The organism is Streptomyces sp. Ac-502 (assembly GCF_045222935.1).
GTDB classification, from domain to species: domain Bacteria; phylum Actinomycetota; class Actinomycetes; order Streptomycetales; family Streptomycetaceae; genus Streptomyces; species Streptomyces monomycini.
In genome coordinates this window covers 6,968,751-6,987,531 of the sequence record NZ_JBHFFO010000001.1, presented here as the reverse complement: position 1 = coordinate 6,987,531, position 18,781 = coordinate 6,968,751, and the positions used below count along the sequence as shown (strand labels likewise).

7 protein-coding genes and 4 pseudogenes are annotated in these 18,781 nt (G+C 74.0%); 4 read left to right on the top strand and 7 right to left on the bottom strand.

Annotated features, from left to right (window positions below; translation table 11 throughout):
- Positions 1 to 233: 233 nt before the first annotated feature.
- On the top strand, positions 234 to 4,043 hold the full coding sequence (locus ACEXOX_RS31970; RefSeq protein ID WP_406524484.1) for a multifunctional oxoglutarate decarboxylase/oxoglutarate dehydrogenase thiamine pyrophosphate-binding subunit/dihydrolipoyllysine-residue succinyltransferase subunit: 3,810 nt from the start codon (positions 234 to 236) through the stop codon (positions 4,041 to 4,043).
- A gap of 91 nt (positions 4,044 to 4,134) precedes the next feature.
- Here the strand turns inward: ACEXOX_RS31970 and fxsT are convergent.
- The 7 genes and pseudogenes from fxsT to ACEXOX_RS31935 form a co-directional block, all read right to left on the bottom strand.
- Positions 4,135 to 7,139: pseudogene (fxsT, locus tag ACEXOX_RS31965) on the bottom strand (FxSxx-COOH system tetratricopeptide repeat protein).
- Between the two features lie 93 nt (positions 7,140 to 7,232).
- Entirely contained in the window at positions 7,233 to 8,453 is a 1,221-nt protein-coding gene (locus ACEXOX_RS31960) for an FxsB family cyclophane-forming radical SAM/SPASM peptide maturase (protein ID WP_406524483.1), read from the bottom strand.
- 165 nt (positions 8,454 to 8,618) lie between these two features.
- The gene (locus ACEXOX_RS31955; protein WP_406526537.1) at positions 8,619 to 8,723 is read right to left on the bottom strand and encodes a hypothetical protein; all 105 of its coding nucleotides are present in this window, start codon (positions 8,721 to 8,723) and stop codon (positions 8,619 to 8,621) included.
- Between the two features lie 2,050 nt (positions 8,724 to 10,773).
- Positions 10,774 to 12,153 (bottom strand): annotated as a pseudogene (locus ACEXOX_RS31950) (SAV_2336 N-terminal domain-related protein); the annotation flags it as partial.
- A gap of 93 nt (positions 12,154 to 12,246) precedes the next feature.
- A pseudogene (locus tag ACEXOX_RS31945) lies at positions 12,247 to 13,298 on the bottom strand (AAA family ATPase).
- A 186-nt stretch (positions 13,299 to 13,484) separates the two neighbouring features.
- Entirely contained in the window at positions 13,485 to 15,716 is a 2,232-nt protein-coding gene (locus ACEXOX_RS31940; RefSeq protein WP_406524482.1) for a trypsin-like peptidase domain-containing protein, read from the bottom strand.
- Entirely contained in the window at positions 15,709 to 16,113 is a 405-nt protein-coding gene (locus ACEXOX_RS31935; protein WP_406524481.1) for a CU044_2847 family protein, read from the bottom strand. The genes ACEXOX_RS31940 and ACEXOX_RS31935 overlap by 8 nt, the downstream gene beginning before the upstream one ends.
- Positions 16,114 to 16,264: 151 nt before the next feature.
- Here ACEXOX_RS31935 and ACEXOX_RS31930 point away from each other — a divergent pair, with 151 nt between their 5' ends.
- From ACEXOX_RS31930 to ACEXOX_RS31920, 3 genes and pseudogenes are all read left to right on the top strand, one after another.
- Positions 16,265 to 16,444, top strand: a complete 180-nt coding sequence (locus ACEXOX_RS31930) for a DUF6104 family protein (RefSeq protein ID WP_030017204.1) — start codon at positions 16,265 to 16,267, stop codon at positions 16,442 to 16,444.
- Positions 16,445 to 16,622: 178 nt separating this feature from the next.
- Positions 16,623 to 17,500: pseudogene (locus ACEXOX_RS31925) on the top strand (DUF4097 family beta strand repeat-containing protein).
- Positions 17,501 to 17,505: 5 nt separating this feature from the next.
- Positions 17,506 to 18,663, top strand: coding sequence for a helix-turn-helix transcriptional regulator (locus ACEXOX_RS31920; protein ID WP_406524480.1), 1,158 nt, complete (start codon positions 17,506 to 17,508; stop codon positions 18,661 to 18,663).
- The last annotated feature ends 118 nt before the right edge of the window (positions 18,664 to 18,781 follow it).

Below are 18,781 nucleotides of genomic sequence, written 5' to 3'. Positions count from 1 at the left end.
GGGTGTCGTAGGGTCGGTGGCGGAAGCACACAATCCGGGGTGCGGCGGCGATGCCGCGTACCCGGACGCAGGCGAACCTGGTGTGTTTCCCGCCAAGTCATGCCCCGAAACCCGCAGCCGAATGTGACGTGCACGACGACTGACGGCCCCGGACTGCACCAAAGGTCCGGAGAGGCGTAGCCTTTATTCCCGCTGTCCACCACCTTAGGAAGCGGAAGAGGGCGGTTGCCGCCGTGTCGCCACAGTCCCCCAACAGTTCGAGCACTTCGACTGACCAAGAGGGGCAGGGTAAGAACCCTGCTGCCGCGTTCGGTCCGAATGAGTGGCTCGTCGACGAGATCTACCAGCAGTACCTCCAGGACCCGAACTCGGTAGACCGAGCCTGGTGGGACTTCTTCGCCGACTACAAGCCGGGAGCGGGCGCCAGCACGCCGGTCCCGGCGAGTGACGGCAGCCCCGCCACTCCCGCCGCCGGAACGGCCCAGGCCGCCCCCGCGACGCCGAGCGCCGCGCCGAGCACGCCCGCGGCCCCCGCCGCGCAGCCGGCCGCCGCGCCGGCCCGCCCGGCCGCGAGCGCCCCGGCGCCCGCCAAGGCCGCCCCGGCGAAGGCCGAACCCGCGAAGACCGCCCAGCCCGCTGCCAAGAAGGACGATGTGAAGCCCGACGAGGCGCCCGCAGGCCCGGAACTGGTCACTCTCCGTGGCCCCTCCGCCGCTGTCGCGAAGAACATGAACGCCTCCCTGGAGCTGCCCACGGCCACGTCCGTGCGCGCCGTCCCGGTGAAGCTGCTGTTCGACAACCGCATCGTCATCAACAACCACCTCAAGCGGGCCCGCGGCGGGAAGGTCTCCTTCACCCACCTCATCGGGTACGCGATGGTGCAGGCCCTCAAGGCCATGCCGTCGATGAACTACTCCTTCCAGGAGAAGGACGGCAAGCCGACGCTGGTCAAGCCCGAGCACGTCAACCTGGGCCTGGCCATCGACCTGGTGAAGCCCAACGGTGACCGCCAGCTCGTCGTCGCGGCCATCAAGAAGGCGGAGACGCTCAGCTTCTTCGAGTTCTGGCAGGCGTACGAGGACATCGTCCGCCGCGCCCGCAACAACAAGCTGACGATGGACGACTTCACCGGAGTCACCGCGTCGCTGACGAACCCGGGCGGCATCGGCACCGTCCACTCCGTGCCCCGCCTGATGCCCGGCCAGGGCCTCATCGTCGGCGTCGGCGCGATGGACTACCCGGCGGAGTTCCAGGGCACCTCGCAGGACACCCTGAACAAGCTGGGCATCGCCAAGGTCATGACGCTGACCAGCACCTACGACCACCGCGTGATCCAGGGCGCCGCCTCCGGCGAGTTCCTGCGCGTCATGAACCAGCTGCTGCTCGGCGAGAACGACTTCTTCGACGACATCTTCAAGTCGCTGCGCATCCCCTACGAGCCGGTGCGCTGGCTGCGCGACATCGACGTCAGCCACGACGACGACGTCACCAAGGCGGCCCGGGTCTTCGACCTGATCCACGCCTACCGGGTGCGCGGCCACGTCATGGCCGACACCGACCCGCTGGAGTACGAGCAGCGCAAGCACCCCGACCTCGACATCATCGAGCACGGGCTGACGCTGTGGGACCTGGAGCGGGAGTTCGCCGTCGGCGGCTTCGCCGGCAAGACCATGATGAAGCTGCGCGACATCCTGGGCGTGCTGCGCGACTCGTACTGCCGCACCACCGGCATCGAGTTCATGCACATCCAGGACCCCAAGCAGCGCAAGTGGATCCAGGACCGGGTCGAGCGCGGGCACTCCAAGCCGGAGCGCGAGGAGCAGCTGCGCATCCTGCGCCGTCTGAACTCCGCCGAGGCGTTCGAGACGTTCCTCCAGACGAAGTACGTCGGCCAGAAGCGGTTCTCCCTGGAGGGCGGCGAGTCCGTCATCCCGCTGCTGGACGCGGTCATCGACTCGGCCGCCGAGTCGCGCCTGGACGAGGTCGTCATCGGCATGGCCCACCGCGGCCGGCTGAACGTGCTCGCCAACATCGTCGGCAAGTCGTACGCGCAGATCTTCCGCGAGTTCGAGGGCAACCTCGACCCGAAGTCGATGCACGGCTCCGGCGACGTGAAGTACCACCTGGGCGCCGAGGGCACCTTCACCGGCCTGGACGGCGAGCAGATCAAGGTCTCGCTGGCCGCCAACCCCTCGCACCTCGAAGCGGTCGACCCGATCGTCGAGGGCATCTCCCGCGCCAAGCAGGACATCATCGGCAAGGGCGGCACGGACTTCACCGTCCTGCCGGTCCAGCTGCACGGTGACGCGGCCTTCGCGGGCCAGGGTGTCGTCGCCGAGACGCTGAACATGTCGCAGCTGCGCGGCTACCGCACCGGCGGCACGGTGCACATCGTCATCAACAACCAGGTCGGCTTCACCGCCGCGCCGGAGTCGGCCCGCTCCTCCATGTACGCCACGGACGTGGCCCGCATGATCGAGGCGCCGATCTTCCACGTGAACGGTGACGACCCGGAGGCCGTGGTGCGGGTCGCGCGCCTCGCCTTCGAGTTCCGCCAGGCGTTCAACAAGGACGTCGTCATCGACCTGATCTGCTACCGGCGCCGCGGTCACAACGAGACCGACAACCCGGGCTTCACGCAGCCGCTGATGTACGACCTGATCGACAAGAAGCGCTCGGTGCGCAAGCTCTACACCGAGTCGCTGATCGGCCGCGGCGACATCACGCTGGAGGAGGCCGAGCAGGCCCTCCAGGACTTCCAGGGCCAGCTGGAGAAGGTCTTCACGGAGGTCCGCGAGGCCACCACTGCCCCGGCCGCCCCCGAGGTGCCGGAGCCGCAGGCCGAGTTCCCGGTCGCCGTGGACACCGCGATCTCCCAGGAGGTCGTCAAGCGGATCGCCGAGTCCCAGGTCAACATCCCCGAGCGGGTCACCGTCCACCCGCGCCTGCTGCCGCAGCTGCAGCGCCGCGCGGCCCAGGTGGAGGACGACACGATCGACTGGGGTACGGGCGAGACCCTCGCCTTCGGCTCCCTGCTGATGGAGGGCACCCCGGTCCGCCTGTCGGGCCAGGACTCCCGCCGCGGCACCTTCGGCCAGCGCCACGCGGTGCTGGTGGACCGGGAGACCGGCGAGGACTACACCCCGCTGCTCTACCTGTCCGAGGACCAGGCGCGCTTCAACGTCTACGACTCGCTGCTCAGCGAGTACGCGGCGATGGGCTTCGAGTACGGCTACTCGCTGGCCCGCCCCGAGGCGCTGGTCATGTGGGAGGCGCAGTTCGGTGACTTCGTCAACGGCGCGCAGACCATCGTCGACGAGTTCATCTCCTCGGCGGAGCAGAAGTGGGGCCAGACCTCCGGCGTCACCCTGCTGCTGCCGCACGGCTACGAGGGCCAGGGCCCGGACCACTCCTCGGCCCGTATCGAGCGCTTCCTCCAGCTGTGCGCGCAGAACAACATGACCGTCGCCATGCCGACGCTCCCGTCGAACTACTTCCACCTGCTGCGCTGGCAGGTGCACAACCCGCACCACAAGCCGCTGGTCGTCTTCACCCCGAAGTCGATGCTGCGTCTGAAGGCCGCGGCGTCGAAGACGGCGGAGTTCACCACGGGCGGCTTCCGGCCGGTGATCTCGGACGAGGCGGCGCGGGCCGCGGACGTCACCAAGGTCATCTTCTGCTCCGGCAAGCTCTACTACGACCTGGAGGCGGAGCGGGTCAAGCGCGGCGCGTTCGACACGGCGCTGGTCCGTATCGAGCGGCTGTACCCGCTGCCCGGCAAGGAGCTCCAGGCGGAGATCGCCAAGTACCCGAACGCGGGCAAGTACCTGTGGGTGCAGGAGGAGCCGGCGAACCAGGGTGCGTGGCCGTTCCTGGGTCTGAACCTGATCGACCACCTGGACCTGTCCGTCGGCGCCGACGTGCCGCACGGTGAGCGGCTGCGCCGCATCTCGCGGCCGCACTCCTCGTCGCCGGCCGTGGGTTCGGCCAAGCGCCACCAGGCCGAGCAGGCCGCGCTGATCGCCGAGGCGTTCGACGCGTAACCCGCGACCACCGGTGTGACGGCCCGGGGCCCCGCCGCGAACGACCGACGTTCGCTGCGGGGCCCCGGGCCTTTCCGAAGGCGCGGCGGGATCAGACCGGCTGGGGCTCGAAGTCCCAGTACGGGCGGCGCCTGCGGCGTGCGGAGAGGGTGTGCGGGTGCTCGGCGCCCAGCGTCTCCGTGAGCTGCTGTACGGCCTGCTGCTCCAGTTTGGAGGCCTCCTGGCCGCGCCGCAGCGCCCGCAGGTCGTCGGCGAGCGCCGTCTTGGCGGAGAGCGTCAGCGGGTGGGTGTCGCCGAGCACCCGCTTGGCGCGCTCCAGGGTCTCCCGGCTCAGCTGTGCGGCGCTCTCCTCGTCGTCCACGCGGTTGCGCGCGCCGGCGGCGTTCAGGGCGCAGCCCAGCGTCCAGGGGTGCTCGGCGCCGACCGCCCGGGTCATGCCCCTGAGCGCTTCTTCGGCGATGGCCAGCGCGTTGTCCCGCTCGCCGAACTCCCAGCACACCAGGCCGGTGTTGCCGAGGGTGCCGACCGCGAACGGGTGGGCCTCGCCGACCAGGCCGCGGTAGCGGTCGGCGGCCTCCTCGCCCATCGCCCTGGCCCGGCCGAGGTCGCCGTGCTCGCGCAGGAACGTGGCGTAGTTGGCCTGCATCATCAGCGTCTCCGGGTGCCGGGGGCCGTGCACCCGGCGGGAGCGCTCCACGACGTCGCCCATCAGCGCGTCGGCCTGGGTGACGGCGCCGGAGCGGCGCAGGCACAGGGCGAGGTTGTGCTCGGCGCGCAGGGTCAGCGGGGTGTGCTTGCCCATGACCTGGTGGTAGAGCCGTACGTTCAGCTCCTGGCGGGACAGCGCGTCGGTGTAGTGGCCGAGCAGGCGCAGCATCCGGGCGTAGGAGTAGGCGGCGCCGAGGGTGAGGTGGTGGCGGGCGCGCAGCTCGCGCTCCCAGACGAGCAGCACCTCGCCGAAGAGTTCGAGCGCGTCCTGGTAGCGGCCCAGGGCGCTGAGCGCCGAGGCGAGGTTGCTGCGCGAGGAGAGGGTGAGCGGGGCGTCGGGTCCGAGGAGTTCCGTACGGCCGCGGACGACCGACTCGAACATCTCCAGCGCCTGCCCGTAGGAACCCAGCGCCATCAGGGTGCCGGCGAGGCCGTCCTGGGCGCGCAGCAGCGAGCCGTCGCCGGCCTCCCGTTCGGCGGCCAGCTCCTCGACGATGGCCCTGCCGACCGCTTCGGCCTCGCGGTAGCGGCCCAGCCGGCGCAGCATGTTGGCGTGCTGGTGGGTGATCACGAGCATGGTGCGCTGGGTGGGGGCGATGCGGGTGCGCCAGCGGGAGAGGAACTGTTCGCACAGCCGCAGGCCGATGCGGTACTCGCCGCGGACCCGCAGGTACTCGACACAGTTCAGCAGCAGTTCCTGGACGGCGGTCTCCGGGCTGTCCAGGACGCCGGCCGGTTCCAGGTGCGGGATGAGGGCGGCGTACCGCTCCCAGGTGCGGGTGTCGGAGGGGCTCTGCGGGTCGGCGGTGGCCAGCACCCGGCAGGCCGTGGCGGACATCGCGTCCCGCTCGTCCTCCGCCATGTCGCTGCGCAGGAACCGGTGATAGAGCCGGTGCATCTGCGCGGTCTCGACGGCGGGGTCCGAGGTGGTCTGGGCGATCTGGTAGTCCAGGCGTACGGCGGTGGACTCGGTGAGCCGGCGCAGGGCGGTGTTCCAGGCGATGGGCTCGGCGGCGAGGTCGGCGAGGTATTCGGGCAGGTCGCCGCGGCGGGCGCGGGCGAGCATCGGTACCGGGATCGCGTCGGGCGCGAAGAACGCGAACAGTTTGAGCAGTTCGACGGCGGCGGGGCTGCGTTCGCGCAGCGTGTTCAGCGTTATGGCCCAGCTGGTCTGGAAGGCCATCGGGTAGTCGGTGGAGATGCGGATGCCGACCAGGCTCGGCTCGCCGCGGCGGATCAGCTCGATGTACTCCTTGGGCGCCATCGGGTTGGCGTCCAGCCAGGCGGCGGTCTGGGCGAGCAGCAGCGGCAGGTCCTGCACGGCCTCGGCGAGCAGGTCGGCTTCCATGGTGGTCAGCCGGGGCGCGCGCCGCCGCGCGTAGGCGACGGACTCGGTACGGGTGAAGGGCAGCACCTCGATCTCCTGGGCGCTGCCGGAGCCGGACCAGTCGCGGGTGAGGGTGGTGATCAGGACGTGGCCGCGGCCGTCCGGCACCAGGTCCTCGATCTGCTCCATGTCGTCGGCGCTGTCGAAGATCAGCAGCCAGCGGCGGTACGGGCGGCCGATCCGCAGCGCCTCGTGGACGGCGCGGATGCGGTCGCCCAGCTCCTGGCCGACCGGCAGCCCGAGGCGGGTGGCCAGCTCGGCGAGCTGTTCGCGGGCGGCGCCCCGGTTGGTGGCGCTGATCCACCACACGACGTCGTAGTCGTTGCCGAAGCGGTGGGCGTACTCGGCGGCGATCTGGCTCTTGCCGACACCGGAGATGCCGTACAGGGCGATCCGGGTCTCCAGCGGCTGGCCGAGGCCGGGCACCGGGCCCGCCAGCTTGCCGTGCAGCTCCTCCAGCGCGGTGTCGCGGCCGGTGAAGCGGTTGTTGCGGCGGGGGATGTTCCAGATCTCGGGCGGGTCGTTGGGGAAGCGCGGCGCGTTGGCGGCGGGGTCGGCGAGGCGCCGGCCGGCGGCCGGGACGCCGAGGCGGTTCAGGACGCGGCGGTTGGCCTCGACGGCGTCCAGGTCGCGCAGGTCGGCGGGGCGCAGCACGGAGGCGGTGGCGGGCAGCCGCTGGGTGGCGACGCTGACGGCGGCGAACCGGTCGGCGTGGTCCGGTACGACCTCCTGGAGGGCGGTCGTCCACTCGTCGTGCGTCTTGGGGCCGAGTTTGAAGTACCAGTCGTCCAGCACCATCAGCAGGCGGCCCTCGGCCGCGAGCAGACCGGCCAGCTCCTCGGTGAGGGGGCTGTCGGCCGGGGGTCCCAGCGCAGCATGGTGGTGCCGTGGCCGAGCCGTTCCAGCTGGTGCGAAATCCACGCCGCCCACGGCCGGTTGAAGCCCGCATAGCTGATGGTGATGTGCTCTGCGGAGCCGGTGGTACCGGACTGATCGACCATGCGACCGTCTCCTCGGTATGCGGTGGTTCGCGCGGGCGCGAGCTGGCTGTTCGGCACGATAGCCCAAGTATCGTCCCGCACGGCGACGCCACGTCAGGTCTTGTTCGCCGTACGCCAGTTGACGGACACGGCGGTCGGCGCGGTGACCGGCCGCGCCGGCCTGCCCGCACGGACCTCGGCGTCCAGCCGGGCGGCGATGTGCCGGATCACCCGTTCCAGGTCGGCGCAGTACACGGACGGGTTACGGAAGCCGCTGCCGCCGGCCCGGTAGCGGTGGGCGTAGTTGCCGCCGCCGCAGACCGTCATCAGCGCGCAGCCGCGGCACCGGTCGCACAGGCCGTCCGCGCCGAGCCGCCGGGCGGTCATCCCGGGGTGCTGGAGCGCTTCGTCGAAGCTGTTGCGGAAGACGTCCAGGCCGGTGGCGGCGGCTCCCTCGTACGCCGATTTGAGGGAGTCGACCTGCTCGATGGCGCCGTCGGTGTCGACGATGAGCGCGACGACGGGTGACAGGCCGACCGCCTCGCTGGTGCTGGGGCGGCCCAGCAGCAGTCCGATGATCTCGGTGAAGAGGCGGACGCGGGGAGCCGGCTCCCGTTCGGCCCACCACAGGTCGAAGACGGTGCACAGCCAGTCGCCGTACGGGGTGGTGCCCGCCGGGCCGGGCGGCAGCGGCGGGCGGCTGGTCCAGTTGGCGTGCGGGAGGAGGAAATCGAGCATCGGCGGGCCGAGCGCGCGCAGCGAGCCGTAGACCCGGGCGGGGTCGGAGGTCAGGTCGATGGTGCACAGGATGCCGGCGAAGACGCCGGGGCGGCCGGCCAGCAGCCGGGCGGCGCGGGACGCCGCGGGCCACGAGGCGCGGCCCGCGTGGTCGACGCGGCGCCGGTTGAGGCCGGGGGTGCCGCCGTCCAGGCTGAGGCCGACGCGGAAGCCCGCGCCGGCCAGGGTGTCGAGGACCGCCGGGGTGAGGAGGGTGCCGTTGGTCTGTACGCCCAGGTGCGCGCGGCAGTCGGCGGGGAGCTCGGCGCGCAGCGCGGCCGCCTGGTCGAGGAGCGGTCCCGGGCCGGTGAGCAGGGGTTCGCCGCCGTGCAGGTCGATGCGTATCTCGTCCAGGCCGTGGGCGCGTACGTGTTCCGCTATGCGCCGGGCGGTCTGGCGCACGGTGCCGGGCGGGGCGTGCAGGGGGCGGTCGCGCCAGCTGCGGTCCGGGCTCGTGTAGATGTAGCAGTAGGTGCAGGCGAGGTTGCAGCGGCTGTGCGTCTTCAGGACGAACTGCCGGAAGGGGATCACGGCCCGCTCAAGGTTCTGGCCCGTCACGACACCGCCCCCTGCCCGCGTCCGGCATCCGGGCACCCCGGAGACGGCCCGCTGTCGCCATACATGGCTCGGCCACCGGGGAACATGCACAGGGCATCGGCAACTGGCCGGTTACGCGGCCTGGTTGTCCGGATACCGCTGCTCAGGAGCGTCGGCGCACGACGCTCAGCGGTCGTCCTTGGGGTCCCCCGGGCCGTCGTCGTAGTACGCCACCGCCCGCTCGGCGGGGACCCAGGTGCGCAGCAGGAGGGCCGTCACCTCCCCCAGCATCCGGTGGTCCGTCCCTGCGGCCACCGCGGCCACATCGACACCGCCGAAGTCCGGCAGCGGCTCGGCCGACGGGCCGGACGGCTCGACCGGTGCGGCCGGGGCCGTACCGGTGACGGGGACTGTCGCCACGCTGTTCTCCTCTGGGCCGGGTGGACGGGTGTTTCCCGCGCGCCAGGGCACGGAAACCCCGGGCCGGCCGGGTCAGACGGTCATTCGGACGGGTCCAGGGCGCGCATCCGCTCCCTCGTGCGCCGGGCTTCGGGGCCGTTCTCCTCGGTGGCGCGCTGCCACTGCTCCCAGCTCTCCCGGTACGCCACCAGGGCCGCCTGCGGTCCGGCGGTGTCCTCCAGCACCCCGGCCCGCCGGTGGTGGGCGCGCGCCGCCAGCAGGGGGCTGCCGGCGCGGTCGGCGTCGGCCGCGGCCCGGCGGTAGCAGGCGGCGGCGCGGTCGTGGCGCTCCCGGGAGCCGAAGCGCCGGTCGAGCGCGAGCTGGACGTCGCCGACCTCCAGCCAGGCCTCCGCGGCGACGGCCGGGTCGTGCGAGCTGCGCGCGGCCAGCTCCAGGACCCAGTCGGCCTCGTGCAGGTCGGCGAGCGAGGGCTGCCGGTCGTGGCGCAGCCGCAGGGCGCGGCCGAACAGCAGGCGGTGGGCGCCCAGTTCGGGGTCGTTCGGGGCGACCCGGCCGAGCGCTTCGCGCAGCACGTGCACCGCCTCGTTCGCCAGCCGTCGGCCCTGGTCGCCGGGGGCTCCAGCCGGGCGCGCAGCAGTAGGGCCGCGCCGCGCTCGGCCAGCAGGGAACTGTGTTCGGGCGAGTCCGGGGTGGTCAGGCGCAGCGCGGCGGCCAGTGCCTCGATCGCCTTGTCCAGGGCGTCGGTGTCGCCGGTGCGGGTGTGCACGGCGCGGTACGCGGCGGCCGTACGGCTCAGGCTCTCCGCTTCCAGGGCCGGGTCGCGCAGTTCGCGGGCGAGCGCGCGGGCCCGGGCCAGGACGGGCAGGACGGCGTCCGGCCCGGTGCCGGCACCGAGCAGCGAGCGGGCCTGGGCCAGCTCCAGCAGCGTCTCGCAGACCGCGCGGTCGGCGGGGCCGCCCTTGCGGCGCAGCAGGACCGTGGCGGCGTCCAGGTCGGCGGTGGCGCGCAGGGCGAGCGCCCCGGTGTGCGCCTCGGCGCCGGTCTCCGCGTCGGCGGCGCGGCGCGCCTGGTCCAGCAGGACGCCGCCGCGGGCGGCGTAGATCTCGCCGGGCACCTGCTCGCCGCTGGGCCACTGTTCGAGGAGGGTGGTCAGGGCGAGCTCGGCCTCGTCGAGCGGATCGCCGGGGCGGCCGGTGCCGGCTCCGGTGGCCGGGGGCAGCGCGGCCAGCCGCCGCAGCACTTCGGTACGCAGCACCATGCTCTCCAATACGCGGGGGTCCAGCAGGCCCATCAGCCCGCACGCGGTGTGCAGGTGGCGCGCGGCGTCCTCCAGCGCGCCCCGTTCACCGTCCGGGTACCCCGCGGCGCCGCGTTCCTGCGCGGCGGCGTAGCGCACCCGGGCGAGCACGATCAGAGCTCTGACGCGTGCTTCGCCGTCCCCGTCCGGCGGCCGGGCCGGGTCGTCGCCGACGGCTTCCGCCGCCGCCCGGACCGAGCGTTCCGCCTCCTCCAGGGCGTCCGGCTGCCGCCACTCCGCCCAGCCGTGCAGCAGCGCGCGGGCCAGGTCGGTGCCCGCGGCGGGCAGCTGCCGGGTCGCGGCCCGCAGCAGGCGCACCGCTTCGATCAAGTCGCGTACCGCGCCGTCCTGTTCGTAGCGGTCCAGCAGCGCGGCGCCCTCGGCGGCGGGCCCGTCGGGCGCGTACGGCGGCTGGACGGGTGTCCTGAGGGCCGGTTCGAACCGGCGCAGGACCCGCTCGGAGATCCGCGCGAACGGCTCGGGCACGGCGCGCTGCCCGGTGGCCGGTTCCCGGCCGCTGCCGGAGAGCATGGCGACCGCCACGGCCGGGAAGTTGCGGGCGCTGCGGCCGAACGTGCGCTCGATGTACAGGGAACAGTGCTTGAGGACGAGGGCGGCCTCGCCGGCGCTCAGACGGCTCAGCAGCTCGTCCCGCACGCCGGGCACGAACTCGTACCAGGGGCCGCCGGCCGCGCCCTCCCGGGCGGGACCGCCCGGCGGGTCGGGCAGCTGCTCGACCAGGCCGCTGAGCAGCACCTCCGCCAGTTCGGCGGGGCCGGTCTGGGGCAGCATGGCGCGCTGTACGAGCTGGATGACGGGCAGGGCGAGCGGTACGGCCGACAGATGGACCGCCAGGTGCCGGGCGTCCGGGGAGGCGGCCTGCTCGAACTCCCTGACCAGGGCGTCGGGTCCGGGCCGTTCGACGCGGCGGGTGAGGTCCGTACCGATGCCGTGGTCGCAGCGGACGACGGCGGCGGCGCCGCTCAGCGAGAGGCCCGACTCGGCCGCGGCCAGCCGGGCCCAGGAGCCGAGGGCGGCGGGCGCGGCCGACAGGACCGGCACGGCGCGCTCGCGCACGTCGCCCTGGGGGCGCCCGCTCGCGGACGGCGCGCGGCGGCGGCGCCGGGCGGGCCTGAAGCCGAGGGTGCTGTACGGGCCCTGGCGCCGTACGAGGGTGCCCGCGACGGCCGGGAGCAGGGTGCGGGCCCACATCCGCTGCGGCAGCGGCTGCACCACGGCGAGCGGCGCGTCGGCCGCCCAGCGGTACAGCAGCCGCTGGATGCGCCCGTCACGCCACAGCGGGCCCGCGCAGTCGCTGACGACGAGGGTGAGGTGATGGCCGGTGGGGTCGTGCAGCTGGTCGGCCGGGCGCAGCGGGGCGTCCCGGCCGGGGCCGGCGGCGACGCCGACCTCGTCGCCGTGCGGGTGGAGGTAGTGGACCGTGACGTCGCGGAAGGCGCCGACCCGTTCGCAGACCTGCCGCAGGTCGTGCAGCATCTGCTCCCACACGGCCATGGAGGAGGAGCCGTCCATCAGCAGGCGCAGGCTCGCCGCGCGGCGGCGGACGCCGCGCAGCACCGGGATGATCAGCTCGGCGTGTGCGGAGAGGTCGGCGGTGGCGTCCTCGTCGAGTTCCTGGCGGGCCGGGGCGACCGGCGGGTGGTAGCGCTGGACCGGCCGGAGGGCGCGTTGCAGCGGCAGCAGTCCGGGGAAGGCGGAGGCGACGGGGATGCCGACCTCGCCCAGCCGCCCCTGGCCGGGTCCGAGGGTGCGGTCGTCCTGTGCGGGCAGCAGGTCCACCTCCGGGCGGCGGGGGCGGTCGCGCGCCGCGGGCTCCGTACGGCTCGGCGTGTCGCGGGCCGGTTCGCGGCTGCGGGGGTCCACGGAGAATGTGGCTGGTTTTGGCCTCTGCGCGGCGGCCGGAACGGTCCCGTCGGCGGATTCCTCGTCGCCCTCGGAGGGCGTGGGGGTGATCCAGCGGGCCAGCCACAGGGCGTCCGCCATGGAGCGGGCGTCGGCGGGCAGCCCGGCCGCGCGCAGCCGCGCGACGATCTCACCGAGGGGGCCGAAGCCCGGTCCGCCGGCCGGCACCGCGGGTCACCTGGTCCGATCCAGGGGCCGCAGCAGTTCGGCCGTCAGGCGCCGCCGCGTCTCCTCCTCGTCCTCGTCCGCCCAGCCGGCCTTCTGCGTCAGGTGGATGGCGTTGAGCAGCTGGTCGACGGCGCGTACGTCGCCGGGCTCGCGGTCCAGGAAGCGGTCGATCAGCGACGCGTAGTCGGCGGCCGCGCTCTCGCCGAAGTGCGCCCGGACCATGTCGGTGAGCCGTTCCTTGTCCGGTGTGGGGATGTTCAGGTGGATGCAGCGGCGCAGCAGCGGGGCCGGGAAGTCCCGCTCGCCGTTGCTGGTCAGCACGATGAACGGGAAGGCTCGGCAGCGCACCCGGCCGTCGCGGACGGTGACCTGGCCGCCGTCGTCGCTGAGCACCGGCACCTCGGGGGCGGATCCGGCCAGCCGTTCCAGCTCCGGAATCCTGAACTCCCCTCCTCCAGCACGTTGAGCAGGTCGTTCGGCAGGTCGATGTCGCTCTTGTCCAGCTCGTCGACGAGCAGCACACGCGGCTTCGCGGCGGGCAGCAGGGCCGTGCCGAGCGGGCCGAGGCGGATGTAGCGGCCGATGCCGCCGCCGGGCTCGTCCGGTGTGCTCGGGCGCCCCTCGGCCGGGCCCGGTCCGGGCTGGGCGGTGCGGGCGATCTGGAGGTCCTGGAGGCGGCCGATGGCGTCGTACTCGTACAGCCCGTCACGCAGCGAACTGCGGCTGACGATCGACCAGTTCAGCACCCGGCCCAGGCCCAGCTCGTAGGCGACCGAATGCGCGAGGGTGGACTTGCCGCTGCCCGGGGCGCCGGTGACCAGCAGGGGACGGCGCAGGTAGAGCGCGGCGTTGACCAGCTCGCGCTCGGTCTCGCCCGGCCGGTGGTAGCTGGCCTCGCGGCGCTGCACGCCGAGCCTGCGCTCGGAGGCGTGGTCGAGGGCGGCGGGCGGCGCCACCGGCGGGCCACCGTCGAAATCCCGCCAGGGAGGGGGTGGTGGTAACTGCTCGATGCCGTCGTGCGGAGCCCCCGCGCCACGGTAGATGAGCCAGTCGCTCACGTCGGAACTCCTCGTCGCCGGCCGGCCGTCGGGCAGGGGCGAAGGGGCCGCGGAAGAACCATCCCGGCAAGCGTCGGCATCCGCTCACCGCCCTCCCCGGACCCGTCCCCTAGCAATCTCTCACGACGCTAGGACAGTAGCCAGCCGGACGGAAGGATGCGGGGCGTTTTCCGGTCTCCGGGGGCGTCACGGGGGCGACAATTGCGTGGTTCTGGAGAAGAGTTGGGGAATCGGGTTGCCCGGGTCGTCGTAGAGGAGCACGAGGTCGCGGGCCCAGGAGACGCCGCCCTCCGCGGCCTTGGCCCGCAGCTCCCGCACCAGTTCGGGAACCTCGGCGACCGACTTCGGCGCGCCGAGCAGCTGCGCCACCTCCCGGTGGAACTCGTCGCACACCCGGTCGCAGTCCCGCTCGTCGTGGCCCTCCGCGAGCCACAGGGCGACCGGGTGGCCGGTGTCCAGGGTCCAGCCGACGGCCTCCAGCCCCGTCCCGTCCGCGACCGACCGGCACAGCGCCGGTACCGCGCCCTCGCCCGCCTCCTCCAGCTGCCGCGACAGCCCCGCCACCGAGGCGCGGGCGCCGGCCGGCACCCGCAGCGCGGTCAGCCGCCCCGCCGCGGCCAGGCCCTGCCAGCGCCGCAGCCAGGCCGGGTCCACCTCCTGGCGCCGCCCCTGGTCGCGCAGCACCACCGCGCGCGCCGGGCCCAGCGGGCGCAGGCGCGCGGCACGGCGCGTCGATGCCGGTACGCGCCAGCGGTCCGCCGGCGTGTGCCACCGCTCCTCCGGCACCGCGACCTCCAGGCGCACCCGGGCGCCGCCCGCCGCGTCGTCGGCGCGCAGCAGCCGCGGACCGAGCCGTCGCAGCACCTGGTCGCGGGCCTGCTCGAAGGACATGCCGTCCCGCGACTCCTGGATCTCGACGCGCTGCCACCGGCCCTGCCCGTACCCCTCGCTGACCGACCAGTTGAACAGCTGCCGGCCGGCCGCGTCGGCGTAGAACAGCGGCTCGAACTCCACCAGCAGCGCGTCGGGGCGGCGCCGCACCGGGCCGATCCGCTCCCGGTCCCGTGGCAGCAGGACCACCGCCTTGGCCGTCACGAACAGTTCCAGCCGCTCGGCCGCCGTGCGGAGCGCGGCACCCTCCTCACCGGGGACCTCCCGCGCCTCGTCGGCCGTGCGCTGCGCGACGATGCGCAGGTAGTGCACGAAGGCGCTCAGCTCCGTGTACGGGTCGCTGCCCTGGTAGAGCGCGCCGTGCCCGTCCCGCCAGGTGCGCAGTGTCCACGGCCCGGCCCGCCCGGTACGGCCCCGCGGGTCCGCGCGGCCCAGCGCCTCGGCGACCGCGGCGGCCACCACCAGCGGGTCGCGCGGCGCGGGCAGCGACGCCAGCAGGTCGAGCGCCTGCAAGCGCTCCTGCACGCCCCACAGCCGGCCGCGCCCCGACATGATCGCGTGCTGGGCGTCGAACCAGGTGGGATCGCCCGGCCCGCCGAGGTCCTGCCCGGCCCAGTGCCAGCGGTCGTGCAGGCTCGTCAGCGCGTGGTACGGGTCGTCGCCGAGCCCGGCGGCGCCCGGCACCAGGTGGTGCGGCGCCAGTCCGCGCAGCTCGGTGACCGGCACCGCGAGGCCGAGCCGGTCCTCGCGGTGACTGCCCTTGACGATGCCGACGACCTCGCCGCGGTCGCAGTCCAGCAGCGGCCCGCCGGACGCGCCCGGGGTCACCCGGACGTCGGTGCCGAACTGGAGGCCGCGGGCGTCGCGGGCGCCGAAGCGGACGGCGATGAAGGGGTGGACGGGGGCGGTGTCCGGGCCGGGGCCGGCGCCCGGGGCGGGTCCGGTCCCCGGGCCGGTTCCGGCGTCGTACGGGGCGCCGGACGGGTCCTGGTCGTGGCCGCGGAAGATGAACGCGTCCTCCAGGAGCGCGGCCGGCTGGTCGCTGAGCCAGGCGCACGGGTGCGGGACCCCGGGGTCGAGGAGGCGCAGGAGGGCCAGGTCCACGCGCGGGCCCGGAGCGGGCGCCGGGCCGCGCCCGGCCGCCTCTCGGCCGGCGCCGAAGGCTTCCGCGGTTTCCGGGGCTTCCGGTCTCCCCTCCCCGGCCGTCCGTACCGGGGCCGGGCGGCTCAGGTCGTACTCCAGGCGCGCGGCGACCACCCGGCCGTCGAACGCCACGCCGATCTCGCCGTCCGGGCCGGTGGCGCGACGCCGGCCGTCGCCGCTGGTGAGCACGTGGGCGCAGGTCAGCACCCAGCCGGGGGCGATGAAGACCCCGCTGCCCCACAACGGCGCCGGGGTCACACCGGGCGCCGGACGGATGGCGACGGTCGCCCGGCCCGCGTGCCCGAGGAGGTGCGCGTACTTCTCGCGGTCCGCGCGCTCCCCCGTCCGGGCCCGTGGCCGCCTTCCGGGGGCGCCATCACTCACCCGGGTCGTGCGGCCCTCGGCCGTCGGCGCGGCCGCCCTCCACCGGGGCGGGGCCGCCCTCGGGCGTCTCCCGCCGCCGCCAGGTGAGCGTCACCGACAGGTTGGCCTTGGCCTCGCCGTCCGCGAGCAGCGCCACCGCCCGGCCGGGCTTGGCCGCCACCTCCACGCCGAAGGTCACGCTGGTCTCGTCCGGCGCCACCCGTTCGGTCGCCTCGCGCAGGCTGGCCGCGACCCCGCCGACCAGGTCCCGCAGTCCCTCGACGCGTGCGCCGAGCGCTTCCCACGCCCCCACGTCGTCGTATTCCCCGTCCGGTTCCCCGGCGACGTCCAGCCGGGAGACCCGGGCCCAGACCGCCGTACCGTCGGGCAGCTCGATGAGATGTGCGCGATCGCGCATCACGGCCTCCTGCTCCCCCTGAGCGGCAGAGTCCCCCTGCCCCAGGGCCGTTGACAGGTGATCAGGTTATCCCCAGGGCGCGAGGGGCGCGAGGGGTCGCGGCGCCTGCCTATCCTGGCCGGGAACGTCCCGAAAACCTGGTGGAGAGCACGTGTATTTCACGGATCGCGGTATCGAGGAGCTGGAGAGCCGGCGCGGCGAGGAGGAGGTCACCCTCGGCTGGGTCGCCGAACAGCTGCGTACCTTCGTCGACCTCAACCCTGACTTCGAGGTTCCCGTCGAGCGTCTGGCCACCTGGCTGGCGCGGCTGGACGACGAGGACGACGACTGACCCTGTGCGGCGCGCCGCCGCCCGAGCCCGGCCGTCCGGCGGATCCCCCGCCGTGGCGGCCGGGCTCTTCGCGTGCCCGGCGTCCGGGCCCTGCCCTTGGACATCACCCCGAGCGCGATATATCGTGTTGAGAGATACGCGATATGTTGCGTCGCTGTCACGCCGGGGAGGCCAGAACATGTCAGAACGGGCCGAGTGGTCGGTCTCCGAGCCACGCACACTGGAGATCGAGGGGACCGTCACCACCCTGGAGGTGCGGGTGGTCGGCGGAACCGTCAACGTCGTCGGCACCACGGACGGCGGCACGGCACGGGTGGAGATCAGCGAGGTCACCGGGCCGCCGCTGACCGTCCGGCGGGAGGCGGGGACGCTCACCGTCACGTACGAGGACCTGCCCTGGAAGGGCCTGCTGAAGATGTTCGGCCGCGGGCCCCGGCAGCGCACCGCGGTCGTCTCGGTCACCGTGCCCGCCGCGACCCGCGTCCAGGTCGGCGCGGTGGGCGCGAGCGTGGTGCTCTCGGGGATCTCCGGGCGTACGGAGCTGCGCGGTGTCACCGGCGACAGCACCCTGGTCGGGCTGACCGGCCCGGTGCGGGCCGAGACCGTGTCGGGCCGGGTCGAGGGGCAGGCCGTCACGGGGGACCTGAGCTTCCACTCCGTCTCCGGCGGCCTGACGCTCCTGGAAGGGTCCGGCGGCTCCGTACGGGCCGAGTCGGTCAGCGGCGACCTGGCCCTGGACCTCGATCCGGCGGCCGGGGGCACGGACGTGCGGCTGACCACGGTCTCCGGCGAGGTCGCCGTGCGGCTGCCCGCGCCGGGCGACACCCGGGTCGACGCGAACACCACCAGCGGCACGGTCGCCAACGCCTTCGAGGACCTGCGCGTCAGCGGCCGGTGGGGGCCAAGCGGATCACGGGCCGGCTCGGCTCGGGCAACGGCTCGCTGAAGGTGACCACGGTCTCCGGAGGCCTGGCCCTGCTGCGCCGTCCACCGTCCGGGACCCCTGACGAAACCCCCGCCGACAGCGCCGGCCAGGCCGGCAAGAAGGTGCTCTGAAAGCCATGCCCCCCGTCTTCGCCCACGGCCGTCTCCGCCTCTACCTCCTCAAGCTGCTGGACGAGGCCCCGCGGCACGGTTACGAGATCATCCGGCTCCTGGAGGAACGCTTCCAGGGGCTCTACGCGCCGTCCGCCGGGACGGTCTACCCGCGGCTGGCCAAGCTGGCGGCCGAGGGCCTGGTCACCCACACCACCGAGGGCGGCCGCAAGGTCTACGCGATCACCGCGGCGGGCCGCGCCGAACTGGCGGACCGGGGCGGTGAACTGGCCGACCTGGAGCTGGAGATCCGCGAGTCCGTCGCGGCGCTGGCCTCCGACATCCGGGAGGACGTGAGCGGCTCCGCGCGGAACCTGCGCCGCGAGATGCGCGAGGCGGCGCAGCAGGTCCGGGAGGGCCGGCGGGGCGCCGCCAAGGACGGCGGCGCGGAGCACGGGTTCCCCGACGCCGCCGAGTACTTCGAGGACCGCTTCGGCGACAAGGAGGGCTGGCGGCAGGCGAAGGAGGAGTTCCGGCGCGCCAAGGAGGAGTGGAAGGAGCAGGCGCGGCGGGCCAAGGAGGAGAGCCGGCGCGCGAAGCAGGACGCGCAGCGGGCCCGTAAACAGGCCCGGGACGCGCAGTCGTTCGTACGCGACGAGGTGCAGCAGGCCATCAAGCGCGTACAGGAACAGGCCCAGGAGCACGTACGTACCGGGGACTGGGCCGGCGCGCTGCGCGAGGCGCTGTCGGAGGTCTCGCGCGAGATGGGCCGCTTCGGCGCCGGGCCGGAGCCGGCCGAGGGCGCACCGGCGGACGCGGACCGCCCCGACGGCGCGCGCGGGCAGCGCCCGGCGGACGCGGCAGGTGCCGACCTGACCAAGGGGAACGCCGCGGCGGGAGCGGGCGGGACGGACGGCTCGCGGGCGGCGCGGACGGGGGCCGGCGACCGTGCGGTCGCCGAGCCCGCGTGGGCGTCCGAGCCCGGTTCCGGCGACCCGGCCCGGGACTTCGACCGGCTGCTGGACCGCTTCCGGGACGACCTGCGGGACGCGGCGCGCGACCACGGCGTCAGCGCCGAGCAGTTGAAGGACGTACGCAGCCGTCTGTCGTCGACTGCTGCGCACGTCGGAGCACTGCTGCGTGACCCGGAGGCATATGCGGCCGGGCAGGAACCCCCGCGCTGACCGCTCCGGCTGATCGCCCGTCCGTCACGCACAGTTGTCGGCGAGGGTCTGGATTCACCGCACGTAATCGGGGAACTCAGACCCTCGCACGGCTTTTTGCCCGACGACGGGATCTGCC